Origin of the sequence: Halomonas kalidii (assembly GCF_030010475.1) — a bacterium.
Lineage (GTDB): Bacteria > Pseudomonadota > Gammaproteobacteria > Pseudomonadales > Halomonadaceae > Halomonas > Halomonas heilongjiangensis.
This window is the reverse complement of the sequence record NZ_JASCQN010000051.1, coordinates 82,742-105,496: the sequence shown is the minus strand read 5'-3', so window position 1 is coordinate 105,496 and position 22,755 is coordinate 82,742. Positions and strand designations below refer to the sequence as shown.

General features: G+C 65.5%; 19 protein-coding genes. 6 read left to right on the top strand and 13 right to left on the bottom strand.

All coding sequences use genetic code 11. The features are described from left to right. Nucleotides 1-43: 43 nt before the first annotated feature. Together QLQ85_RS17075 and QLQ85_RS17070 are read right to left on the bottom strand one after the other, a co-directional pair. Complete coding sequence (locus QLQ85_RS17075) at nucleotides 44-2,026, bottom strand: putative bifunctional diguanylate cyclase/phosphodiesterase (protein WP_282740096.1); 1,983 nt, start codon at nucleotides 2,024-2,026, stop codon at nucleotides 44-46. A 228-nt stretch (nucleotides 2,027-2,254) separates the two neighbouring features. After that, on the bottom strand, nucleotides 2,255-3,619 hold the full coding sequence (locus QLQ85_RS17070) for a hypothetical protein (RefSeq protein ID WP_282740095.1): 1,365 nt from the start codon (nucleotides 3,617-3,619) through the stop codon (nucleotides 2,255-2,257). A gap of 382 nt (nucleotides 3,620-4,001) precedes the next feature. On the opposite strand from QLQ85_RS17070, the gene QLQ85_RS17065 reads away from it, so the two are divergent. Continuing rightward, nucleotides 4,002-5,153 (top strand): alanine racemase, encoded by a 1,152-nt coding sequence (locus QLQ85_RS17065; RefSeq protein WP_282740094.1) that lies wholly within the window; start codon nucleotides 4,002-4,004, stop codon nucleotides 5,151-5,153. Between the two features lie 36 nt (nucleotides 5,154-5,189). On the opposite strand, the gene QLQ85_RS17060 is transcribed toward QLQ85_RS17065, so the two are convergent. From QLQ85_RS17060 to QLQ85_RS17035, 6 genes are all read right to left on the bottom strand, one after another. Continuing rightward, entirely contained in the window at nucleotides 5,190-6,161 is a 972-nt protein-coding gene (locus QLQ85_RS17060; RefSeq protein WP_282740093.1) for an ornithine cyclodeaminase family protein, read from the bottom strand. Nucleotides 6,162-6,185: 24 nt separating this feature from the next. Continuing rightward, nucleotides 6,186-7,457 (bottom strand): TRAP transporter large permease, encoded by a 1,272-nt coding sequence (locus QLQ85_RS17055; RefSeq protein WP_282740092.1) that lies wholly within the window; start codon nucleotides 7,455-7,457, stop codon nucleotides 6,186-6,188. Continuing rightward, nucleotides 7,454-8,092 (bottom strand): TRAP transporter small permease, encoded by a 639-nt coding sequence (locus QLQ85_RS17050; RefSeq protein ID WP_282740091.1) that lies wholly within the window; start codon nucleotides 8,090-8,092, stop codon nucleotides 7,454-7,456. The genes QLQ85_RS17055 and QLQ85_RS17050 overlap by 4 nt, the downstream gene beginning before the upstream one ends. A gap of 28 nt (nucleotides 8,093-8,120) precedes the next feature. After that, nucleotides 8,121-9,146: a DctP family TRAP transporter solute-binding subunit gene (locus QLQ85_RS17045; protein WP_282740090.1), complete on the bottom strand. Its 1,026-nt coding sequence runs from the start codon at nucleotides 9,144-9,146 to the stop codon at nucleotides 8,121-8,123. Between the two features lie 265 nt (nucleotides 9,147-9,411). Then, nucleotides 9,412-10,941 carry a M81 family metallopeptidase gene (locus tag QLQ85_RS17040; protein WP_282740089.1) on the bottom strand — a complete coding sequence of 510 codons (1,530 nt, stop codon included), beginning with the start codon at nucleotides 10,939-10,941 and terminating at the stop codon, nucleotides 9,412-9,414. A 71-nt stretch (nucleotides 10,942-11,012) separates the two neighbouring features. Continuing rightward, nucleotides 11,013-11,927: a LysR substrate-binding domain-containing protein gene (locus QLQ85_RS17035; protein ID WP_282740088.1), complete on the bottom strand. Its 915-nt coding sequence runs from the start codon at nucleotides 11,925-11,927 to the stop codon at nucleotides 11,013-11,015. 197 nt (nucleotides 11,928-12,124) lie between these two features. On the opposite strand from QLQ85_RS17035, the gene QLQ85_RS17030 reads away from it, so the two are divergent. Together QLQ85_RS17030 and QLQ85_RS17025 are read left to right on the top strand one after the other, a co-directional pair. After that, a complete protein-coding gene (locus tag QLQ85_RS17030) occupies nucleotides 12,125-13,585 on the top strand; it encodes an aldehyde dehydrogenase family protein (RefSeq protein ID WP_282740087.1) in 1,461 nt (486 codons plus the stop codon). Beyond that, nucleotides 13,582-15,228, top strand: a complete 1,647-nt coding sequence (locus QLQ85_RS17025; protein ID WP_282740086.1) for a GMC family oxidoreductase — start codon at nucleotides 13,582-13,584, stop codon at nucleotides 15,226-15,228. The genes QLQ85_RS17030 and QLQ85_RS17025 overlap by 4 nt, the downstream gene beginning before the upstream one ends. A 24-nt stretch (nucleotides 15,229-15,252) precedes the next feature. Here QLQ85_RS17025 and QLQ85_RS17020 read toward each other — a convergent pair whose 3' ends face one another. The 4 genes from QLQ85_RS17020 to QLQ85_RS17005 form a co-directional block, all read right to left on the bottom strand. Continuing rightward, nucleotides 15,253-16,155, bottom strand: coding sequence for a PA4780 family RIO1-like protein kinase (locus QLQ85_RS17020; protein ID WP_282740085.1), 903 nt, complete (start codon nucleotides 16,153-16,155; stop codon nucleotides 15,253-15,255). A gap of 15 nt (nucleotides 16,156-16,170) precedes the next feature. Then, nucleotides 16,171-17,571 carry an ATP-dependent RNA helicase DbpA gene (gene dbpA, locus QLQ85_RS17015; protein ID WP_282740084.1) on the bottom strand — a complete coding sequence of 467 codons (1,401 nt, stop codon included), beginning with the start codon at nucleotides 17,569-17,571 and terminating at the stop codon, nucleotides 16,171-16,173. 197 nt (nucleotides 17,572-17,768) lie between these two features. Then, nucleotides 17,769-18,470 carry a glutaredoxin family protein gene (locus QLQ85_RS17010; RefSeq protein ID WP_282740083.1) on the bottom strand — a complete coding sequence of 234 codons (702 nt, stop codon included), beginning with the start codon at nucleotides 18,468-18,470 and terminating at the stop codon, nucleotides 17,769-17,771. Nucleotides 18,471-18,645: 175 nt separating this feature from the next. Then, complete coding sequence (locus QLQ85_RS17005; protein WP_282740082.1) at nucleotides 18,646-19,503, bottom strand: PhzF family phenazine biosynthesis protein; 858 nt, start codon at nucleotides 19,501-19,503, stop codon at nucleotides 18,646-18,648. Between the two features lie 100 nt (nucleotides 19,504-19,603). Between QLQ85_RS17005 and QLQ85_RS17000 the strand changes: the two genes are divergently transcribed. After that, entirely contained in the window at nucleotides 19,604-20,539 is a 936-nt protein-coding gene (locus QLQ85_RS17000) for a LysR substrate-binding domain-containing protein (RefSeq protein ID WP_282740081.1), read from the top strand. A 41-nt stretch (nucleotides 20,540-20,580) separates the two neighbouring features. Here the strand turns inward: QLQ85_RS17000 and QLQ85_RS16995 are convergent, their stop codons facing one another. Further along, entirely contained in the window at nucleotides 20,581-21,024 is a 444-nt protein-coding gene (locus QLQ85_RS16995) for a DUF6789 family protein (protein ID WP_282723212.1), read from the bottom strand. Nucleotides 21,025-21,111: 87 nt separating this feature from the next. Between QLQ85_RS16995 and QLQ85_RS16990 the strand changes: the two genes are divergently transcribed. Further along, on the top strand, nucleotides 21,112-22,047 hold the full coding sequence (locus tag QLQ85_RS16990; protein WP_282740080.1) for an aldo/keto reductase: 936 nt from the start codon (nucleotides 21,112-21,114) through the stop codon (nucleotides 22,045-22,047). A gap of 30 nt (nucleotides 22,048-22,077) precedes the next feature. Beyond that, nucleotides 22,078-22,755 (top strand): DUF6064 family protein, encoded by a 678-nt coding sequence (locus tag QLQ85_RS16985; protein WP_282740079.1) that lies wholly within the window; start codon nucleotides 22,078-22,080, stop codon nucleotides 22,753-22,755.

The window sequence follows — 22,755 nt, the reverse complement described above, 5'->3', positions numbered from 1 at the left end:
TGCCAGATAGACGGACGCCGTGCCGGGTCCCGGCACGACGGCGCTACTCCGGGGCCTGGTCGTCGGGGGCGTCGCGGTACTCCATGCGCGACCAGAGGGGCCCCCGCAGGAGATCACACCCCTGCTGGCGCAGGTAGTCGGCCTGCTCCCGGGTCGCCACGCCGCCGGCGATGACCTGCTGACCCAGTTGATGGGCCATGCCGATCATCGACCCGATGATCGCCTGATGGTGGGGGCTGTCGAGACAGCCGGCGATGAACGGCTTGTGGAGCTTGATGGTATCGATCGGGAAGCGGTTGAGGTGCCCGAGGATCGAGTGTCCGCTGCCGAATTCGTCGACGGTCAGTCGCACGCCGAGCGCCTTGAGCCGCTCGAGCATGGCCGCGGCACGCTGGGGGGCACGCATCAGGCCGCTCTCGCTCAGCTCGAGTTCGAGCATCTCGCCCGGCAAGCCGCTGTGGTCCAGGATCTCGCCGACCCGGTCGATGATCTCGCCATCCAGCAGCTCGGCGGTCGAGACCTGCACCGCCACCCGCAGGTCGATGCCCGCATCGATCCAGGCCTTGGCATGGCGACACGCCCTCGCCAGCACCCACTGGCCGATGATGGCCGCCTGGCCCGCCTCCTCGGCGACCGACATCCAGCGCGCGGATTCCATCGTGCCGAGCCGGCGCGACTGCCAGCGCGGCTGTGCCGAGATGGCCACGACCTGGCCGCTGCGTGCACACAGCGTGGGCAGGTAGAAAAGCTCCAGCTCGCCGAGCGGCAGGGCCTCGCGGAGTTCGCTGCGCAGGGCGAGGCGATCGAAGTCGTCGTCGCGCAACTCGGGGGTGAAGACATGGTAGCGGCGACGACCGAGACGCTGGGCATGGCGCCGGGCGCGATTGGCATGACGCATCAGTTCGTTGACCGTACGCCCATGTTCGGGAAACAGGCTGATGCCGATACAGCAGCTCGCGACCACCTTGTGGCCACCCAGTTCGACGGGTTTGCAGGTCCAGTCGAGCAGGCGCTCGACGACCTTCAGCACCTCGTCCAGCGGCTCGATGCCCGGCAGCACCGCCATCATCTCATCGCTGCCGAGGCGACTGACGATCCCGTTGCCGCCCAGGCAACGCTTGATGCGCTGGGCGGTCTCGTGCAGGTAGTAATCGCCCATCTCCAGGCCCAGCGACTCGTTGATCGCCTTGAGCTGGTCGATGTCGATATGCAGCACGGCCACCCTGCCCCCCTGGCCGCGAGGATCGGCGATGAGCTCCGCCAACCGTTGCTGGGCATGCCCGCGGTTCGTCAGGCCGGTCACCCCATCGTGAAGGGCGTGGTCGGCCAGTTCCATCAGCATCTCGCCACACAGCCGCTGCACCGCGGCCAGGTTCTGTTCGGCCTGCCGGCGGGAGGCGCGCTCGTGGTGGAGCGCCTGGACCTGCTGCTGCAGGCGGGAGATCTCGCGCAGCTGCTGCCGCGACTCCAGCCGGCTGTAATGCTCGGCCGGCAAGACATGGGAGTGATGGTCGCAGATGGCGTCGAAGGCCGCCTGATCCTCGGGCCGATCGAAATGCTGCAGGGCATAGCCGCACAGCAGGGTCAGCGGCAGGCGATGGCAGGCCGCATGCCAGAGCGCCTCCACCCGCACCGCCGCGGCGGCGTTGCCCCGGGCACACAGCAGGTCGACCAGTTCGCCGAAGGCGCGGGTGGACGCAGCGCCGGCGGCCTCGATGCCGGCAAGCAGGTGCCGCTCGAACAGCGCCTCGACCGGCATGCCGTCGCGCATGATGGTCTCGAGCATGAGGTCGGCGTCATGTGTCACGAGTTGCCCGCTCGACATGGCCGCACAGGTATCCAGGCCTCCGGTTTCCAGCCGCTGCAGAACGGCCGCCAGATGGGCTGGCGTCAACAGCACCAGCAGGCGTTCACCGGCGTCGGCCCCGGCCCGCAGGTAATCGGCGACGACATCGGCAAGGAAGGTCTCGTCCTCGTAGAACTGGACGATATGATCATGAGGCTGGCACGGGGTGGCGACTTGCATGGGGCACGCTTACTCCACGGTGGCGAATCCCGCGCGATCAATCCAGCCGCCCTGTATTGGTGCTGACCATGCGACCTCGACCGATGCCGGTGCGGATTCTTTGCGACCTTCGTCAATAGCACGACCGCCTCGCCGGGGTCAAAAGCTGAATCGAGAATGCAACTTAACTCGATGATTCATGACTCTCGAGGGGGCGGGACAACCGCCCCTGCTGGCCGGCAGAGCGGGTTACTCGGCGCTGACGCTCAACCGGTAGTTGCCGCCTTCGCTGTTGCCGTAGGTGCGGGCAATGGCCCGGTAGTCACCGGGCTCGAGATGCGCCAGGATGCGCGCATCCAGGCCCTCGCCCCCGTCGTCATCGGTGAGCGAGGTCCCCGTCCCCTCCAGCTCGAGATAGGCATCCATCTCGCCGGACATCATGTCGATGCGGTAGCGCCCCGCCTGCGCCACCCGGAAGGTGTAGGTGTCGTGGACACCGGGCGCCAGCCAGGCGCTGATCGATTCGCCGAGCTCCAGTTCGCCACCGTTGGGCTGCGCGGCGGCGTCGCCCAGGCTGGTCTCGAGCTCGAACAGGCCGCTGCCGCCCTGGCTGTAGCTGCGGGCGGTGATGGTGTAGCGGCCCGGGGCCAGGTGCTGGTAGAGACGGGCGTCGGTACCGCCACCGCCATCATCATCGCTGACCGATACGCCATCGCCGTGCAGTTCCAGGAAGGCATCGAAATCCGACGACCGCATGTCGAGGGTGACGGTAGCGGCGCTCTCCAGGACCAGCTCGTACTCCAGTCCCTGGCCACTGAACCAGCCATGCAACGACTCATCGTGACTCAGTTCGCCGCCATTGCGCAGGGTATCGGCATTGGGCAGCTCACGGGGCTCCACCGCGAGGGTGTACAGACCGCTGCCTTCGCCATAGGAGGTGCGCGCCGTCAGCTGGTACTCCCCGGGCTCGAGGAAGTCGGCGAGGCGCGCATCCAGGTCGCCGGCACCGTCGTCGTCCTCGCGCCGGTAGCCGTTCGGCCCCTCCAGCTCCAGATAGGCATCCAGGTCACTGGAGCGCATCTCGATCTGATAGAGGCCGGTCTCCTCGATGGTCAGGGTGTAGGTGTCGGGAGCATCCTGCAGCCAGCCGTCGTGGCGCGACGGCACCTCCAGGGTGCTGATGTCGTCGAGTTCGATGCGTCGGCTGTTGACCTCGAAGGGGCCGTAGCTATGAGCGTCGTTGCCGCTGACCACCAGGGTGTAGTCGCCGCTCTCGGCGATGCGGTGGCGCAGCGTGGGGGCCGCCTTGAGCAGTTGATCCTGGTCGTCGTAGAGCGCCAGGACGCCCTGCAGGGCCCCGCCCAGCGCGACCTCGACCAGGGTGTCTTCCTCGAGCGGCAGCGCGTAGCGCGTATAGCGACTGCCATCCTTGCCGTTGAGCTCGCTCTGCGAGGTGATCTCGCCGCGCTGGCGTTCCCCCAGCTGCAGCGACGCCTCGAGGGCGGAGGGCTCATCATCGCTCGGCGACGGGGAATGCAGTTGCCAGCCGGCGACCGCGCCGACGACGACACCGCCCAGGGCGGTCAGAATCAGGGGAGAGACGGGAGTGGCCATGGAAGCGTCCTTGTTCGATGGCAAGCATCGTGAGGTTGGATGAGTGCCCGTGCCACCGGCCCGATGCAACGGCCCAAGCGTCACGCGACCCCGATATTATATTAGGATTTTTCATCGTTGTGACGAAAATCCTCCCCTGATGCCGAAACGGGGACATCCGTTATCGACGTCTCGCTCGGGTCTTATCGCCATGCCGGGCCTTTGCGGTCGACCTGGGCCAATAGATGCCCGCAGCGTCGAACCCGCCATCGTTGCATATCTTTCGCTCTGGGCATCGTACTAGGAGAATCCGGCATTGGCTTACCGGACACGGCTTGCGTAGCTTATCAATGATGATTTCCGGTGCCTTCATGAATGTGACCAGAGAGGTCTGCCATCCTTTATGCCGCCTACTACCATCTTTGATCTTCCTACACCCAGCCTGATTCTCGATCGTGCGAAACTCGTGCGGAACCTCAGGCGTATGGCCGATACGGCCAGGAGAAAAGGCGTGCAGCTTCGCCCTCACCTGAAGACGGCCAAATCCATCGATGTGGCCCGACTGGCCATTGAAGGTCAATCGGGTGGTATCGCCGTGTCAACTCTGAAGGAGGCCGAATTCTTCGCCAGTCAAGGCATCCAGGATATCCAGTACGCGGCCTGCATCATTCCTGACCAGCTGGCGCGAGTCGCAGATATCCAGCGGCTTGGTTCACGCATCACGCTGATCACCGACAGCGTCGAGGTCACTCGAGCGATCTGCTCAATGAGTCGGGAGCTCGACGAGACATTCCGGGTGCAAGTCGAACTGGACTGTGGTGAGGGTCGTTCGGGTGTCTTTCCCGACAGCGAGGAGCTCATCGAGATAGCCCGCATTCTCGACGAAGCCTCGCATGCAACCTTTTCCGGTGTCATGACACACGCCGGTCACTCCTATCAGTGCCGGACCATTGCCGAGATCGAGGAAGTGGCCGAAGCGGAACGTCATACCGCCGTCTCGGCGGCTGAACGCATTCGTCGCCATGGAATTGCATGCGCCACGGTCAGCATCGGATCCACGCCAACGGCTCTATACGCGCGCTCACTGGATGGCGTAACGGAAGTACGCCCGGGTGTCTACATGTTCGGTGATATGTTCCAGGCACAGATCAACTCCTGCAGTGTTGATGATCTCGCCATTTCGGTGATCGCGGAAGTCAGCAGCCACCATGCCGCCATGAACCGACTGCTGGTCAATGCAGGAGCACTTGCACTGTCCAAGGACCGCAGTACCGAGAACATGCCCAATGACATCGGCTTTGGACTGGTAACAGAGGCAGACGGACAACCATTCAAGGCCCCGATGAAGGTCGCAAGGGTCTACCAGGAGCACGGACAGATTCCGCTGCTTGGTGGGATGTCATGCGAACAGCTTCCCGTGGGGACACGGCTGCGCATCTATCCCAACCATGTCTGCATGACGGCCGCCATGTACGACCAGTATCACCTGGTCGACAGCGAGCAGGGGGATGGCTGCGAAATCATTGCCATCTGGCCGAGGATCAATGGCTGGTGACCGAGGGGCGCTGCTGCGTCTCTCGATGTCCCGGTTTCAGTAGTCGACCGACATGCCGAGGCCCCGCTTCGTCGCCAGGCGTACGGCGAGCCTCGCCACCACCAGGTCCTGCAGCGCCACACCGGTGCCGTCGAAGATGGTGACCTCATCGGCATCACGTCGGCCTTCGCACTGCCCTTCGATGACCTGACCGATGCTGCCGCGAAGGCCCTCTCTGGTAATCAAGCCGCTGGCATAGGCATGCTGGAACTCGCCGATGGAGACGGATTGCTCGGCCTCGTCCACGAACAGGGCGCTGGCAGCGACCAGTTCCGGGGCCAATTCCTGCTTGCCCCGGGTATCGCATCCCATCGCATTGATATGGGTACCCGGCTTCACCCAGCCCCTTTCCACCAGCGCCTTGCGTGATGGTGTCGCCGTAATCAGGATGTCCGAGTGACGGGCAACGGCCTCGGGGTCTGGTTCTGCAACGTATTCCAGCCCCAGACCGACCACCAGCTTCCCGAATGCCTCCAGGCTCTCCGCGGAACGGCTCCAGGCATGGACCCGCTCCAGATCCCGCACCGCCATCGAGGCCTTGAGCTGATACTCGGCCTGCACACCCGTCCCGATGAGCCCGACGACACTCGCATCCTGGTGCGAGAGGTATCGGGTGGCGATCGCACTCGACGCCCCGGTCCTGATGCCGGTCAGGTAGTTCGCACTGACGAGCGCCGTCGCCCTCCCCGTTTCCGGGTCGAACAGCAGCGTCGAGGACTGGTGGTTGCTCAGCCCTTTTCCGGTATTGTTCGGCCAGTACCCACCGGCCTTGAGGCCCAGCAGCGGGGCCACCACATCGCCACCGGCTTTTACGCCGTAGACCGCATCCTGATAGCCGACCATCTCGCGCACCACGGGGAAGTTTCGTGCCGTCCCCCTCGCCATGGAAACGAAGGAGTGCTCCACCTCGAGGATGGCATCTTCGATGCTCACCAGCTCGCGGGCATGTGCTTCTGAAATCACCAGCATTCGAGATCCCCTTGTGGGTGTGCCTCAGCGCAGCAGCGTCGGCAGGAAGGAAGAAAGAGCGGGGACGAACACCAGCATGATGACGACCCCGATCTCCGCCACCAGGAATGGAAGCACCGCCCGGAAGATGGGAAAAACCGGGCTCTCGGCGATTCGACAGGCGACAAACAGGCAGACCCCCACGGGGGGCGTGATCAACCCCAGGGTGAGCGGCAGGATCACGACCATGGCGAACTGCAACGGCTCGATGTCCATCGAGGCCGTCACCGGCATCAGCATGGGCACGATCAACACGATTGCGGCTCCCGGCTCGAGGAAGGTCCCCACGAGGAGCAGCACCCCGACAAGCACCATGAGAAACAGCGTGGGGTTGTCGGCAAACTGCATCGCAAACCCCTGCACCCAGCCGCCGATCCCGCCAATGGTCAGGACATACGACACGACTGTCGCGGCTGCGATGATCAGGTAGATGGTAGCCGTGACCCTGGCACTGCGCTTCAGCGCATCCCAGAGACTGGCGAGGTCCATGGTCCTGAAGACGAACCAGGAGATGATCAAAGCGTAGACGACGGCCACCCCACCCGCCTCGGTGGCGGTGAAGATGCCCGACAGCGTGCCCCCGACGATCAGGACCGGCAGCCCCATCACCAGCAGCCCGTCCCGGACCAGGGTGGCGACCTCGTGCCTTTCCACCTTGAAGCTGGACCGAGGCAGCCGCCCACCACGTGCCTGCCACCAGATGACCAGCCACATGACCCCGGCCAGCATCAGACCGGGCACGATCCCGGCAACGAACAGGTCGATCACCGACTGGCGGGTCACGGCGGCATAGATGATCATGATCACGGACGGGGGCACTATGGGGCCGATGATGGACGAGGCGATCGTCACCGCCGCCGCATAGTTCTTGTCATACCCCTCCTCGGGCATGCCCTTGATGAATATCTGCCCGAGTGCGGCCGTATCGGCGACGGCGGCGCCGGATATGCCGGCAAACAGCACCGACGATGAAACGTTGGTATAGGCCGTTCCGCCGGGTACACCACGCGTGACCAGCCCCGCCAACCGGATCAGTCGGGTCGTGATGCCCCCCCGGTTCATGATCTCCCCGGCGAAGATATAGAACGGAGCGGCCAGCAGCACAAAATTGTCCATGCCGGTGAACAGCCGCGTAGGCACCGTGATCAGGTTCAGGTCCAGGGCCCACAGGCCGACGGCTCCCGCGATGCCCAAGGCAAACACGATCGGAACACCGATGATCAACATGACAACGAAGGCGAGGGACATCGCGATCATGGCTGGTTCTCCTCGGCTTCTTCCCGGCGCAGGACATCCTCGGGCAGGAGCATCAGGCACAGGACCTTGAGCAGCATCAGCGAAGCCCCTACGGGAATCGCCATGTAGGGCAGGGTCATCGGGATCCGCGTCGCGGGCGACATCTGCCTCATGTTGTTGATGGCGGCCGGGAAGCCCTCCCACATCAACAGCAGGCAAAAGCCGGCGATGCAGGTCAGCACGGAAAGATGAATCAGTCGGCGGAAGAAGGGCGAGCGCACGCTGGTGAACAGGCTGATCACCATGTGCTCTCCCCGGAACAAGGCGGCACTACCGGCCAGCATGACCATCCAGGTAGTCGAGTAGCGCATGGTCTCTTCGCTCCACGAGAGTGGATCGACCAGCACGTAGCGGAAGAACACCTGAGCCACATTCATCAGGATGATGCCAACCAGCAGAACGGCCGATATCGCCTCCGTGGCTTGGGTAACCCCCATGGCAAACTTGAATACCCTGTGCTTCAAAGTGGATTTCTCCAGCGGGTCTCGGCAAGCACTCGGGACGGCGGGCAAAACAGGCTTATCAATCATTATCGTCTTAACACCTGCTGCAACGTGAAAGAGCGGAAAGAGGCTGTCTTCTTCCCACTCTTTCAACTTATGGGATCACAAGCCCACTGTCGTTTCAGGAGCCATAAAGGGCAGGCTCATAGGAGGCAGCAGTGTCCAGAAGCTCCTGCACCAGGTCCTCACCGACCTGCCCTCTCAGATACTCCAGCACCGGTTCCTGGGAGACTTCCGCGAAAGCGGCTTTCTCGGCCATCGTGGTCATGTGGATGTCGACCCCCTTTTCCCTGATCAAGTCGATATATCTCTTGGCCCCGGCAAGCTTCTGGGTATTCTCTATGCGTGCGGCCAGTGTCGCCGCTTCCAGCACTATCGCCTTCTCATCGTCACTCAGGCCGCTGAAGAAGTCGTCGTTGATGATATAGGCGTGAATCCCGAGAATGTGCTCGTCGGTGGACATGTATTTCTGTACGTCCATCAAGTTGTAGTCGTAGTTCACCTGGGCGGGATTTTCCTGCCCGTCAATGACTCCCTGCTTGGCGGCCATGATGATTTCAGAGCCAGGCATCGGTGTGGCCGCCGCCCCGAATGACTCCACAAAACGAATGAAAACAGGGCTTTCCATGACACGCATCTTCAGCCCCCGGAGATCCTCTGGCGTGCGGATCGGCCGTACATTGTTGGTAAAGTCGCGGAAGCCGTTCTCTCCCCATGACATGATCCGGATACCCGTATCCTGTCGCATGTTCTCGGCCAGATTCCTGAAGAACGGGCTATCGAAGACGGCCCAGGCATGAGCGGAAGACTTGAACAGATAAGGAACCGAAAGCACCTGGATGTCATTGTAGAACCCTGCCAGGGCCCCGGTATCCACCAGGCAGACCTCGACAGCACCCTGTTGCACCTGTTCGGCGCATGCCCGCTCGGCACCGAGCTGTGCGCTCGGGAACAGCTGGACCGTGATGTCACCTTCGGTCTTGTACTCGACATGATCCTTGAAGGCGACCAGCGCGTTCCATTCGGGATTGTCACCTTGCGGCGCATTCATGCCAAACTTGATGGTCTTTGCCATTACGGGACTCGTGGCGCCCAGTACCGCCGCGGTGACAGCGACCACCATGGTCCACTTGAGACACTTGTTCATGCGATTCCCCTATACTTATTGTAGGAAGAGAAGTTTCCTTCTCAGACACACATACAGACTATTGGCAACATGGGCTCTTGGCGAATGCAAAGACATGATAGTCCGATGCCGGTGGCGTATAGACTCCTTCTTTCAGGTATAGACTCCTTCTCTCAGGATAGTGCAACGGAAAAGGATCCCTGCAGGGAGACAGCACTTTCCCTGACCATGGTCAAAACAATCAGCAATTCTGATAAAGAAAACGCTGGACATTTCCGCGACGGACTCAGCCGGGCAGCGTCCAATCGACCCGAGAGTCAACGGGAAAGGCGGGGCGGGGCAGGTGCCTGAAGTCGAAGCGTGAGAGGATCGGCGAAGTCAGCCCCGGCGTGTCGACCTCGATCACCTGGTCGGCGGAGAAGAATTCATCGAAGCCGGCTCGGAAGTGGCCTCGTGACTTCACCACCACCGCCCGCGCCCGGGCAATGTCCAGTCCCATCATCTCCAGAAAGACAGGGTCGGCGCATTGCGTGCGGATCGATATCACGACCACCTGGATACCACCCAGCTCCAGGAGCGCCGACGGCCCCAGGCTCATGTGCCGCCCGGCGTAGAAGCCGCGCCTTCCGACGCAATCCCCATCCTTGAGGCAGGCCACTCTGGCCGTCGCCTCGAATCGGCGTGAGAATTCGTCGGGCTCGACACGATTGAAGATGGCCTGGAACGTGGCTCCTTCGCCGCGTTCATGGGCTTCGTGAGCCAGTGCGGGATCGTGGATCACTCCGACCATGACGCCCGTGACGTTGGCATCATGCAGGGCTTCAAGAATCCACATCGTGTTGCCCCGGCCGCCGCCACCCGGGTTGTCCGCGACGTCGGCCAGGATCAGGGCAGGCAGCTCGGTGTGTCGCCCGGCCTCCACGACACGGGCAACGGCGTCTTCCAGCGAGGCGAGATGCGGCACATAGCGCTCATGATCAGCCCAGGCCTTCTGCGCGATCAGGCGTGCCACCGCCCGCGCGACACCGCCAGCGTGTCGCGCGGTCACGAGGATGGCCATGCCGTTCTTGGGGGTATCGCCGAAGGCAAACCCGCCGAGAATGGAGACATTGGCGATCTCGTCCGTGATCAGGCTCTGGCCGTACTCGATGATGTCGGCATAGGGGCCGGACTCGGTCAGCAAGGTAACGGTTGGTGGAATCAACGGCAGACGGATGAACGCCATCTCCGGCCGCATGCCGGTGAACATCTCCAGCAGGATGCCGGCGGCCTCCATACCGCGGGCTCGCATGTCGACATGCGGGTTGGTGCGATACGCCACAATGGCATCGGCCGACTCGACCATGCGCTCGGAGACATTGCCGTGAAGATCCAGCGTCGCCACGATGGGCACCTCGGGCCCGACGATGGAGCGCACCATCGCGAAGATCTCGCCGTCGGGGTCGTCCTCTTCGGTGGTGATCATGGCACCGTGGTTGGCGATATAGACGGCATCCAGTGGCATGGCGGCTTCCAGACGGCGCTTCATCTCGTCGCGGGTGGCCTGGTAGAAGGCATGCTCCAGCGGCCCGCCGGCCTCGACCAGGCCGACCAGGATGGGAACAGCCGTCCAGTCGCAGTGTGCATTCATGGCACCGATGAAGCCGCGAATTTCAGTGGGCAGCTTGGGATCGGGGAGGTTCAGGTCTTCCAGGATTTCAGTGCCCGCCAGATAGACCCGGTTGAGATAGTCTTCCTCGGTGGTTACCGGCGCGAAGCGGTTGCTTTCGAGCATCAGCCCCAGGATGGCGACACGCCGCGAAGAAGTCCCCGTCATCTGCTCGCCCCCCGTCTCATGGAGATTAGACCTTACATGGCGCACTCCCCGGGGCCCAATGCAAGCTCGGCCTAGCCCGATGCCGCAGCGGTATCACCGAGCGCCGCCCAGAACGCTTCCGCAGCGTGAGGGAGGGGGTCCCGGGAGCGAAACACCCGGATGTCGACGGGAATACACCAGGAGGGGTCGCCCGATACCAGCAGGCTGCCGGTTTCCAGCTCCGAGAGGATCTGGTTCTCGGGTAGCCAGGCGAGGCCACGCCCGTCGCGTGCCATGGTTTTCAACACGGCCGCGAGGTGGGTCTCGAAGACGCGTTTCATGACGGGGCGGGCGGGATGGTGCGCCAGCATGAAATCCACCGCGCGCCCGATGGCGGAGGTTTCCGCATAGGCCAGATACGAGAGGGGATTGGTCTCCGACCCTGGCAGCAGCTGCGACGGCTGGCCGTGTTCGTCCGGTGCGGAGACCGGCACCAGCCTATCCTCGCCGACCTTGACCGACTGGTAACGCTCCTCGGGCAGCGGGATATCCACCGAGGGGTGGGTATGGCACATCATGAAATGGCAGTCGCCACGCAACAGCGCCTGAACGCAGTTGCCTACCTGATTGGAGTCCAGCCGGATCAGCAGCACCCCGACCTGCTCCTCGATGTGGCGGATCCAGTCGGGGAAGAAGGTCAATGACAGGCTGTGGGTGGACGAGAAGGTGATGGTGTTCTCGGTCGTCTGCCCCAGCTGGCGAATCTCGTCGCGAGCCTGGAACAGGCGGCGCAGCACGCCCTCGGCCACCGGGTGGAAACGTTCACCCGCCGGCGTCAGCGTGATGGGCTGCTTGCTGCGGTCGAACAGCGACGCCCCCACCCACTCCTCCAGCGCCTTGATGCGGCGGCTGAAGGCAGGCTGGGTCGTGGCACGCGCCTCAGCCGAACGCGAGAAATTTCCCGTATCCGCCAGGGACAGGAAGTCCATCAGCCACTTGATTTCCATCGCAACGATTCCAGCAACGATTCCAACAACAACCCGGCCGCCCCGGTCCATTTATAACGAAATAATGACCTTCCCCGCACAAGCATGCAAATCAGGCATAGATTGATCCTGAACCGGCATTCGCCAAGCGTTGCCAGACTCGTAATGATGGCGGAAGTGTGACCAGGATCGAGAACCGTGCCGGGAAGCCCGGCGCCATGGGGGACACAGTGACCAGCATCAGGCCATATTGGAAGAATTTCATCGGTGGCGAGTGGGTCGATGGCACCGGTAACGAGCGTATCGTCGTTACCGACCCCGCGACCGGCGCCCCCCTTGCCGAGGTCGCCCGCGCCATGCCCGCCGATGTGGATCTGGCCGTGGCGGCAGCCCGCCGCTGTTTCGACAGCCGGGCCCTGGCGGCCATGCGCCCGCACCAGCGCGGCGAGATGATGCTGGAAGTAGCGCGACAGCTCGATGAACTGGCCGATGACATCGCCACCGTGGAGTGTTTCGACAATGGCAAGACCCTGGCCGCCGGCCATGCCGACATCGCCCTGACCCAGCGTTACCTGAGCTACTACGCCGGCATGGCCGACAAGCTGGAGGGGCGGCAGATCCCCCTCGGCGAGGGGGTGCTCGACTACACCACCCACATGCCGTTCGGCGTCTCGGCTCAGATCGTGCCATGGAACGGACCGCTGCCCGTGGGTGCACGTTCCGTCACCTGCGCCCTCCTCACGGGAAATACGGTCGTCCTCAAGTCACCGGAGGACTCTCCGTTGAGCCTGTTCCTGTTTGCCGAAGCGTGCGAGCGGGCGGGGGTACCCAAGGGAGCCGTCAATATCATCTGCGGTTACGGGCATGACACCGGCGCAGCGCTGGTCGCGCATGGCGATATCGACCACATCGTCTTCACCGGCTCCGTCGAGACAGGCAGGAGCGTGCTGCGGGCCGCCGCGGAGCGGATCATTCCGTGCATCATGGAACTGGGCGGCAAGTCGGGCGGGATCGTCTATCCGGACGCGGACCTGGACCGGGTGGCGAAAAGTGCCGCGCGGGCCATCTTCCATCATGCCGGACAGATCTGCTCGGCCGGTTCTCGCCTGATCGTGCACCGCTCGATCCATGACGATCTGGTGGCACGGCTCAAGGGAGAGGCCGAAACCCGTACCATCGGCCCCGGCATCGACGGCTGCGACATGGGGCCCCTGATCTCCGCGCGGCAGCTCGATCGGGTCGAGTCGCTCTGCCGCGTCGGGGTCGAGGAAGGCGCGACACTGGTCACGGGAGGATCGCGCCTGGCCGGCATGCCAGGACATTTCATGGCCCCCACCCTCTTCAGCGGGGTGCGTCCCGAGATGCGGATCGCCCGGGAGGAGTTCTTCGGCCCGGTGCTCGTGGTCCTGCCCTTCGACACCCCGGACGAGGCCATCGCCATTGCCAACGGTACCGACTATGGCCTGGCCGCCGGGGTCTACACCAACGACCTGAGGCTGGCCCACTGGACGGCCGACCGCCTGGTGGCTGGCCAGGTCTATGTCAATGAATGGTGGACCGGTGGCGTGGAGACTCCCTTCGGCGGCACCAAACGCTCCGGGTATGGCCGGGAAAAGGGGCAGGAAGCCCTACTCGGCTACGTGCAGACCAAGAATGTCGGCATCCGCCTGTCGCCATGACGGATCGTTTCGACTACATCGTCATCGGCGCAGGCAGCGCCGGCTCGGTGGTCGCCGGCCGGCTGTCGGAAGCGGGCCAGGGCAAGGTCTGCGTGCTCGAGGCCGGCCCACCGGACCGCAGCCCCTACATCCACGTCCCGGCCGCCGTGGTGCATCTCCTCGACAATCCCCGCCTCAACTGGATGTATCAGACGGCGCCCAGTTGGGGAACGGCCGGGCGCAGCCTCGTCCAGTCGCGGGGGAAAACGCTCGGCGGGTCGGGAGCGATCAACGGGCATGTCTATACCCGAGGGCACCGCACGGACTTCGACACCTGGGCGGCCCTGGGCAATCGCGGCTGGAGCTATGCGGAGGTGCTGCCGTACTTCAAGCGCTGCGAACGGCGTATCGGCAACGGTGATGATCGCTATCGTGGGCGTAGCGGCCCCTTCACCATTACCGACATCGATCAGGCCGACCCGCTCTGTGATGCCTTCATGGATGGCGCGGAGTCACTCGGCATTCCACGCAACCCCGACTATAACGGTGCGTCACAGGAGGGTGTCGCTTACGTTCAGCGCAGCATCCATCGGGGGCGCCGGGTCAGTCCCGCACGGGCCTTCCTCTATCCGGCGATGAAACGCGGCAACACGGAGGTCCGGACGCAAGCCCGGGTGCTGCAGATCGTCTTCGCGGGCAAGCGTGCCATCGGTGTGCGCTACCGGCGGGGCGGCCGTGATGAAGTGGTGCTCGCGAACCGGGAGGTGATCCTCTGTGGCGGTGCCATCGCATCACCGCACCTGCTGCAGCTGTCGGGTCTCGGGGCTCCGGCCCGGCTACAGGCCCTCGGCATTCCCCTGGTGCACGCCCTCCCCGGTGTCGGCGAGAACCTGCGCGACCACTATGCCGCACGGTTGGTGATGCGCATCCGCGGTATCGAAACCATCAACGAGCGCGTGCGTGGGCTCGGGCTGGTGAAGGAAGTCGCCCGCTACGCCTTCACGCGACGCGGGGCCCTGGCCCTGACGCCGACGCTGGTCTACTGCTTCGGGAAATCCGACGAGACGCTGGAGGTGGGCGATATCCAGGTCTCCTTCACTCCCGCCAGCTATCCGGCGGGCATCTGGAGCGGACTGGACCGCTTTCCCGGTGCGACCATCGCATGCTGGCAGCAACGCCCGGCCAGCCGGGGGCATGTCCGCGCCCTGTCCGCCGACCCCTTGGCGGCGCCGGAGTTGCAGCCGAACTACCTGGCAGAGGAAGAGGATCGCCAGGCCATCCTCGCGGCCATGCGCCTCGGCCGACGTCTCGCCGCCAGCCTGCCGTTTGCCAATCATGTCGAGCGGGAAATCTGGCCCGGCGACCCTGTGCAGAGCGATGCCGAGCTGCTCGACCACGCTCGCCGCACCGGCAACACCACCTACCACCCCATCGGCACCTGCCGCATGGGGCCAGCCGAACGGGCGGACAGCGTGGTCGACGACCACCTGAGAGTCCACGGCATGCAGGGGCTGCGTGTCGCCGACGCCTCCATCATGCCGACGATGCCGGCGGCGAATACCAATGCGGCGACCTTGATGATCGGGGAGAAGGCAGCGGACCTGATCCTGGGCAGGCGGCCATTGCCGCCCGAGCTGGCGGGTGCTCCACAGGATCCATCGTGATGCCCCGCGGCAATGCAGCCGGGCTCAACACTCCCGCCGGGACTCCCGCCACTCCTCGGCGGCCTCCTCGACCCCGGGCTCGTCGCCGCGGTGGCGGGCCGCCTGGCGGTGGGCCTCCTCCTCGCGCACGTCGTCGATCACGGTCATCAGGTCGTCGACGTCCACCAGGCTGGTGTCGTGGGCGAAGCAGCCGGTCAGCCGGCTCTCCGGGTACAGCTCGCCCGCCTCGTAGAGCGCCCAGATCTCCTTGGCGTAATCGGTCTCGAGCAGCTCCGGCGCGAAGCGGCCGAAGTAGGCCCGCATGTTGTCGACGTCGCGCTCGAGCATCAACGCCGCACTGTTGTTGCCCGCGGCATCCACCGCCTGGGGCAGGTCGATGATCACCGGCCCCCTCTCATCGAGCAGCACGTTGAACTCGGACAGGTCGCCGTGCACCAGGCCGGCACACAGCATGCGCACCACCTCGCCGATCACCCGGGCGTGGTGTTCGCGGGCCTCTTCGGCGCCGAGCGTGACGTCATCCAGCCGTGGGGCGGCGAAACCCTCGGCGTCGCCGATCATCTCCATCAGCAGCACGCCGTCGACGAAGCCGTAGGGCCTGGGCACCCGCACCCCGGCGCTAGCCAGGCGGTAGAGGGCATCGACCTCGGCGTTCAGCCACGCCTGTTCCTGCTCCTTCTGGCCATAGCGGGTCTTCTTGGCCATCGCCCGGGCGCGGCGACTGTTGCGCTCCTTGCGGCCTTCCTGGTACTGCACCGCCTGCTTGAAGCTGCGCTGCCTGGCCTCCTTGAAGACCTTGGCACAGCGCAGTTCGCCGCCCGAGCGCACCACATAGACCTGCGCTTCCTTGCCACTCATCAACTGGGTCACGACCTCGTCGATCAGGCCGTCATCGACCAGCGGCTGCAATCGTCTGGGTATCTTCATGTTCCCCCTTTTCCGTCAGCGGCTGACGCGCCGGGCGCGAAACGAGCGCCCCTTGAGTTTACCCGCGCTCAACTGGGCGAGGGCCACCTTGGCGACCTCACGCTGCACGGCCACATAGGCGCTGCGCTCGAGCACCTTGATCCTGCCCACCTGGTCGCCACGCAATCCCGCCTCGCCGGTCAGGGCGCCGAGGATATCGCCGGGGCGCACCTTCTGTTTCTTGCCGCCGTCGAGTTGCAGCGTGGCCATGGGCGGCGTGAGCGGGTCCCGCTCGAGTACGGCACGCCCCGGCAGCGGCGCCTCCTCGAGGGTTTCGCCGAGGAACTCGCCGAGCCGCACCAGCCGATAAGCCTCATGCTCGGTGACCAGGGTGCAGGCCACGCCGGAGCCGCCGGCCCGGCCGGTGCGCCCGATGCGGTGCACATGGACCTCGAGATCGCGGGCGATCTGGTAGTTGAACACCGCGTCCAGGGACTCGATATCCAGCCCGCGCGCAGCCACGTCGGTGGCCACCAGGATCGACGCGCTGCGGTTGGCGAACAGTACCAGGATGCGGTCGCGGTCGCGCTGCTCCAGATCGCCATGCAGTGCCAGGGCACTGAAGCCCGCCTCGCCGAGGGCCTCGGCGACCTCCCGGGTCTCGCGCCGGGTGTTGCAGAATACCACGCTGGACTCGGGCCGATGGTGCAGCAGCAGCCGGCGCAGGGCCTCGAAGCGTGCCGCCTCGTCCGCCACCCGATAGACGTGCTGGCGAATGCTGGTCGCGTCGTGGACCTCGGCGGTCTCCACCGTGGCCGGCGCGCGCATCAGGCCCTCGGCGATCGGCTTGATGCCTGCCGCATAGGTCGCGCTGAACAGCCAGGTCTGCCGGCTCGCCGGCGTCTCGGCGACGATCGCCTCCATCGACGCCTGGAAGCCCATGTCGAGCATGCGATCGGCCTCGTCGAGCACCAGGGTCTCGAGCGCCGCCAGGTTCAGCGAGCCCTTGCGCAGATGCTCCTCCACCCGGCCCGGCGTGCCGACCACCACATGCGCCCCATGGGCCAGCGAGGCGAGCTGCGGGCCGAAGGGCGCCCCGCCGCACAGGGCCAGCACCTTGACGTTGGGCAGGGTGCGCGCCAGCCGGCGGAGCTCGCCGGCCACCTGGTCGGCCAGCTCGCGGGTCGGGCACAGCACCAGCGCTTGCACCCGGAAGGTCGTCACCGACAGCCGCGAGAGCAGCCCCAGGCCGAAGGCCGCGGTCTTGCCAGAGCCGGTCTTGGCCTGGGCGATCACGTCGCGCCCCGCCAGCATCAGCGGCAGGCTCTCGGCCTGGATCGGGGTCATGGCGTGGTAGCCGAGCGAGTCGAGGTTGATCAGCAGCTCCGGCGTCAGCGCCAGGGAAGCAAAGGAAGAGTCGGGCAAGGGATCGGACACTGAAATAGACCTGCGATGGGGGACGGGAGCCGGGGCGACAAGCGAGCGATGGCGGGAGCCAGGAGGCGAGAGTCGAGGGAATGGCAAGGGAAGGCGGGCAGGATAACAGAAAGGGGCGAGCGTTGCCTCAAGATCATCGGCTGGGCGGGCGGTGGCACGCAGGCCCCTTTCTACGCATCAGAGCAGAATCTTACGCTTCAGAGCAGAATCAGCACCCATAGCCCCATGACCGCCATCATGGCGTTCTCGGTGAAACTGATGATGCCGAGCGGCACATTGGAGTCGCCACCCACGCAGGCGCAGTTGAGGTCGGTCTTGTCGATATAGACGGCCTTGACGATGGAGATGCCCCCCGCGACACCGACGAAGAGCGCCACCAGCCCGGTGGCCAGGGGCAGCAGCCCCGAGAGAAACCCCAGGCCGGCGAACAGTTCGGCGAAGGGATACACCCGGCCATAGGCCGGCACGCGCCGGGTGATCAGGTCGTACTTCTCGAACCCTCGTACGAACCCCTCGATGTCCATCAGCTTCAGGCACGCCAGCACCGCCAGCGAGAAGCCCATGAAGCCCATGACGCCGGTCTGGGTCGCCAGGGCCAGCAGCGCCGTGGTGGAGAAGATCGCGATGACCGGCACATAGGAGGTCTCGCTCTCCTCCTCCGCGGCCTCTTCATCGAAGCGCTCGGCCAGTTCCTCGTACCCCCCGATCCGCTCGCCGTCCAGGAACACCTGTGGGGTGGTCCTGACGCCATGCTCGGACTTGAAGGCCTGCTCCTCCTCCTTCGAGGAGAACACATGCTTTTCGAACGGCACGTCGTGCTTGTCCAGTAACCGCATGGCCTTGTCGGCCCAGGCACAATCGCGCTTGTGGTAGACGGCATTGCTCGGTTGATCGCTCATGCTGGTCTCCGTTGCTCGGCAGAGTCGTCATCCTGCTCTTGCCTGGGGCGCGTAACCCCTGGCCACTCCGCACAGGTCCACTCCTATAGGTGGTGCAGATCGGCAGAGATTCCATACCGGCGGTTACCGAGAGCATGTTTATGCATCACACCGTATAGTTTCCTTACGGCCTGTATCACGACGCTTCCCCACGCGACGCAGGGAGCGCCACCGCCGTGCCGGTGACCACGATGCCGCCGGTCGCGGGGATGTCCACCTCGAGCAGGCTCGGCCGCCCCATCGCCTCGCCCTGGCGGATCGTCAACCGGGCGGGTGCCTCGAGCAGTCCCGCATCGCGCAGGTAACCGCCCAGCGCCGCCGCCGCAGCGCCGGTGGCCGGGTCTTCCACCACGCCGCCCACCGGAAAGGGATCGCGGGCATGAAAGCGGGTGGCGCTCTCGCGCCAGACGAGCTGCAGGGTGGTGAGGTTCTCGCGCAGCATCAGCGCCCGGAGTCGCTCGAAATCGTAGTCCAGCCGATCGAGTCGTCCCCGCGATGACACCGCCAGCACCAGGTGCCAGGCACCGGCATAGGCCCTGGCCGGCGGCAGGTCCGGGTCCAGCTCGGCCGTCTGCCAGTCGAGGAGGGCCAGCACCTCCTCGACCAGGGCCGATGGTGCCGCCCGCTGCTCGGGTGTCACCGATACCAGCGAGGCCCGCCACTCGCCATCCGCCTGGCAGACCGTCACCGGCACCCTGCCCACGGCGGTCTCCAGTTCATAGGTACCCGCCCCGCTCAACTCTCCCAGAGCCACGCCGGCGGCGACCGTGGCATGGCCGCAGAAGCTCACCTCGGCCTGGGGGCTGTAGTAGCGAACCGTGTGCCGGCCGCCCTGCAGCGGGGCGATGAAGGCCGTCTCGGAATAGCCCACCTCGGCGGCGATGCGCTGCATGGTGGCGGCGTCAGGCAGCGCGTCACCCAGCCAGACGCCGGCCGGGTTGCCGCCCCTGGGGTCATGGGTGAAGGCGGCGAGTCGATAGAGGGTAGCGGTCATGGGAGGGCTCCCGGTCAGTGGACGATGACTCGCATTCTGACGTTAGCTGGTGTAATGACAACGGACAGTTATTACCCCTTAGACTTAGCAGGATTTAGCCATGACCCGAACACCTCGCCTCCCCCTGGCGACCCTGCGCGCCTTCGAGGCGGCGGCACGCCTCGGCGGTTTCAGTGCCGCGGCCGAGGAGCTGCACGTCACCGCGGCCGCCGTCAGCCACCGCATCAAGGCCCTGGAAACCGAGCTCGGTACCCGGCTGTTCGACAGAAGGGCACGCGGCGTCTCGTTGACCGAAGCGGGTCATCGCTACCGCGAGCGCATCGCCGCGGCCTTCGCGATGATCGAGCAGGCCACGAGCGAACTCGGTCGGCCCTCCCTCGATGGCCCTCTCACCGTCTCGGCACCGCACGCCTTCATGCAGCGCTACCTGCTGCCGCGGCTCGACGGGATACTGCATCGCCACCCTGGCCTGGAGTTGCGCCTGGTGGGCGACAACCGTCCGGCAGACTTGCGCGAGGGTGAGGTCGACGTCGCCATCCGCTTCGGCAGTGGTCACTACCCCGGCCTGCAGGTCGACTACCTGTCCGGCGATGCCATTACCGTACTGGGTCCACCCTCCCCGGCACCGGACAGGACGGCGAGCGACACATGGCGCGAAGCGCGCTTCATCGAGGACAGCAGCGCCATCGCCACCGAACCCTGGAGCCACTGGGCCCCCTGGTGGCACGAGGCAGGCCTGCACGATCCGACCGGCCTGCACCGGCTGGCCGTGTCCGACAGCGGCCTGGCGCTCTCCGCCTGCCAGCAAGGCCTGGGGCTGTGCCTCGCCCGGTTCTCGGTGGCACTCGATACGCTCAAGCGGGGACAGCTGATCCCGCTGCGCCCCTGGCGGGCCACGGAGTTCAGCTACTACCTGGCCACCCTGCCCGGCATGGCGAACATGCCACGCGTGGATGCCTTCCGGGAGTGGCTGCGCAGGGAGATGGCATCACTGGGGCGTGAACTGGAAGAGCGCAGGGCGAGACGCCCGGCCTGAACGGCGCCGCCGCCACCGGGGCGGGGTCGTCGGTACGCCGGCTACAGGCGTCGCAACCAGCCGTAGGTGGCGCCCAGCACCAGCCCGAACACGATATGCCCCAGCAGCGTGGAAAGAGGCGCTATCAGGCCGAAGCCCATGCCGAAGAAGCCCGAGCCAGCCAGCGGGAAGACCGTGACCATCACCACCAGCCAGGCGCCCAGGCCGAATACCAGCCCACGGCGCGTATCGCTGCCGCCGGGCAGGTCCGACTCCATCAGGCCGAACAGCGTGCCCCAGATCAAGGTGCCGACCACGAAGTGAATGGCCCAACCCACGAATATGCTGCTTGGCGTGCCCAGCGCCCGCTGGGCAGTCAGGTTCATGATCTCGATGGGGTTGTACCAGGGCATGACCCCTGCCGACAGGCGCAGGATCAGGAACATCGAGATGGTCAGGGTGGCCACCAGCCCCGCCGCCATACCCCGGCCCAGGCGAATGATCATGGCATACCTCCCAGGGGCTACCGTGTTTGCTGACAGTATAGTCGCAACAACTTACACTGCTCTGAGCAGCACGAGCAGGAGACGACCATGCCCCTTGCCCCAAGCCGTCTGTCTCGCCGCGCGCTGCTGGGTGGCCTCGTGTCGCTGGCGGCGGCCACGGCACTGCCGCCACTCGGGGCCCTGGCGCAGCGGCCGGAACCTCTGGCACGCGAGGTACCCGCCATCGGAGAACGCTTGCCGCTGGTCGGACTGGGCAGCTGGATCACCTTCAACGTGGGCGACGACCCGGTACTGCTTGAGGAGTGCACCGCGGTGATGGCGCAGTTCTTCGCCATGGGCGGGCGCATGATCGACTCCTCGCCGATGTACGGCTCGTCCCAGGCGACCATCGGCCACGGGCTGGGCGAGCTCGATGCGCTCGACCGGGTCTACGCGGCGGACAAGATCTGGACCTCGCGCCCCGGCAATGGACCGGCACAGGTCGAGGCGTCGCGCCGTCACTGGGGCGTGCCGCGCTTCGACCTGCTGCAGGTCCACAACCTGGTCGCCTGGGAGGCGAATCTCACGACGCTGCTCGAGATGAAGGCGGCCGGCGAGGTGCGTCATGTGGGTATCACCACCTCCCATGGCCGGCGCCACGACACCATCGAGCACATCATGCGCGACGCGCCGCTGGATTTCGTCCAGTTGACCTACAACGTCGTCGACCGCGAGGCCGAACGCCGCCTTCTGCCCCTGGCCAAGGAGAAAGGCATCGGCGTGATCGTCAATCGTCCCTTCCGGCAGGGGCGGCTGACCGAGCGCCTGGCGGGCGAGCCGCTGCCGGAGTGGGCGGCGGAGATCGGCGCCGGGAGCTGGGCACAGTTCATCCTCAAGTTCATCATCTCCCACCCGGCGGTGAGCTGTGCCATTCCCGCCACCACCCGCGTCGATCACGTGCGCGAGAACCTGGCCGCCGCCAGCGCGCCGCTGCCCGACGACGCCTTGCGCCGGCGCATGGCCGATTACGTGCGGGCCTTGTGAGGGCAGCATGGGGAGGGGCGAATGGTCGGCATGAGCGAGTGGCTGAGCTATCGCCCCGCGGACTTCCTGATGTTCTCGCCCCGCGTCTACGAGCGGCTGTTCGAACTGCACAACCAGGCGCTGTGGCCCCTGCAGCTGCTGGCCCTGGCGCTGGGTGGCGCGATGCTGTTTGCCCTGCTGCACCCGCGCCCCTGGAGCGCCCGCCTGGTCGCCGCCCTGCTCGCGGTCGGCTGGGTCTTCGTCGCCTGGGCCTTCCTGTGGCAGCGCTACGTGCCGATCAACTGGGGGATCCGCTATGTGATCCCGCTGTTCGTGCTGCAGGCGCTGCTGCTGATCGCCCTCGGCGCCCTGAAGGGCGGGCTCGACCTGCCGACGCGCTGGGGCGTGCGACGCGCCCTGGGGGTCGTGCTGTTCGTCCATGCCCTGGCCCTGCACCCGCTCGTGGCCCTGCCCGCCGGGCGTGGGCTGCAGGGTGCCGAAGTCATCGGGCTCATGCCCGACCCGCTCGCCATCGCCACCCTGGGCGTGGCGGCCATGATCGCCCCCGGGCCGCGCGGCTGGGCGCTGCTGGTCATTCCCGCTCTCTGGTGCCTGGTGAGCGGCATCACCCTCGCGGCGCTGGGCACACCGGGCGCCTGGCTGCCCCTGCTGGCCGTCGGGCTGGCCCTGCTGGCCAGGGGATGGCCGAGAGACTCACCCACTGCATAG

Bases quoted from the DNA above. Each gene is read 5' to 3' on its own strand.
- QLQ85_RS17035 (WP_282740088.1), bottom strand. From the start codon at position 11,927: ATGGAAATCAAGTGGCTGATGGACTTCCTGTCCCTGGCGGATACGGGA.
- QLQ85_RS17030 (WP_282740087.1), top strand. From the start codon at position 12,125: ATGGGGGACACAGTGACCAGCATCAGGCCATATTGGAAGAATTTCATC.
- QLQ85_RS16995 (WP_282723212.1), bottom strand. From the start codon at position 21,024: ATGATCATTCGCCTGGGCCGGGGTATGGCGGCGGGGCTGGTGGCCACC.
- QLQ85_RS17020 (WP_282740085.1), bottom strand. From the start codon at position 16,155: ATGAAGATACCCAGACGATTGCAGCCGCTGGTCGATGACGGCCTGATC.
- QLQ85_RS17045 (WP_282740090.1), bottom strand. From the start codon at position 9,146: ATGAACAAGTGTCTCAAGTGGACCATGGTGGTCGCTGTCACCGCGGCG.
- QLQ85_RS17010 (WP_282740083.1), bottom strand. From the start codon at position 18,470: ATGAGCGATCAACCGAGCAATGCCGTCTACCACAAGCGCGATTGTGCC.
- QLQ85_RS17065 (WP_282740094.1), top strand. From the start codon at position 4,002: ATGCCGCCTACTACCATCTTTGATCTTCCTACACCCAGCCTGATTCTC.
- QLQ85_RS16985 (WP_282740079.1), top strand. From the start codon at position 22,078: ATGAGCGAGTGGCTGAGCTATCGCCCCGCGGACTTCCTGATGTTCTCG.
- QLQ85_RS17070 (WP_282740095.1), bottom strand. From the start codon at position 3,619: ATGGCCACTCCCGTCTCTCCCCTGATTCTGACCGCCCTGGGCGGTGTC.
- QLQ85_RS17075 (WP_282740096.1), bottom strand. From the start codon at position 2,026: ATGCAAGTCGCCACCCCGTGCCAGCCTCATGATCATATCGTCCAGTTC.
- QLQ85_RS17000 (WP_282740081.1), top strand. From the start codon at position 19,604: ATGACCCGAACACCTCGCCTCCCCCTGGCGACCCTGCGCGCCTTCGAG.
- QLQ85_RS17025 (WP_282740086.1), top strand. From the start codon at position 13,582: ATGACGGATCGTTTCGACTACATCGTCATCGGCGCAGGCAGCGCCGGC.
- QLQ85_RS17060 (WP_282740093.1), bottom strand. From the start codon at position 6,161: ATGCTGGTGATTTCAGAAGCACATGCCCGCGAGCTGGTGAGCATCGAA.
- QLQ85_RS16990 (WP_282740080.1), top strand. From the start codon at position 21,112: ATGCCCCTTGCCCCAAGCCGTCTGTCTCGCCGCGCGCTGCTGGGTGGC.
- QLQ85_RS17055 (WP_282740092.1), bottom strand. From the start codon at position 7,457: ATGATCGCGATGTCCCTCGCCTTCGTTGTCATGTTGATCATCGGTGTT.
- QLQ85_RS17005 (WP_282740082.1), bottom strand. From the start codon at position 19,503: ATGACCGCTACCCTCTATCGACTCGCCGCCTTCACCCATGACCCCAGG.
- QLQ85_RS17040 (WP_282740089.1), bottom strand. From the start codon at position 10,941: ATGACGGGGACTTCTTCGCGGCGTGTCGCCATCCTGGGGCTGATGCTC.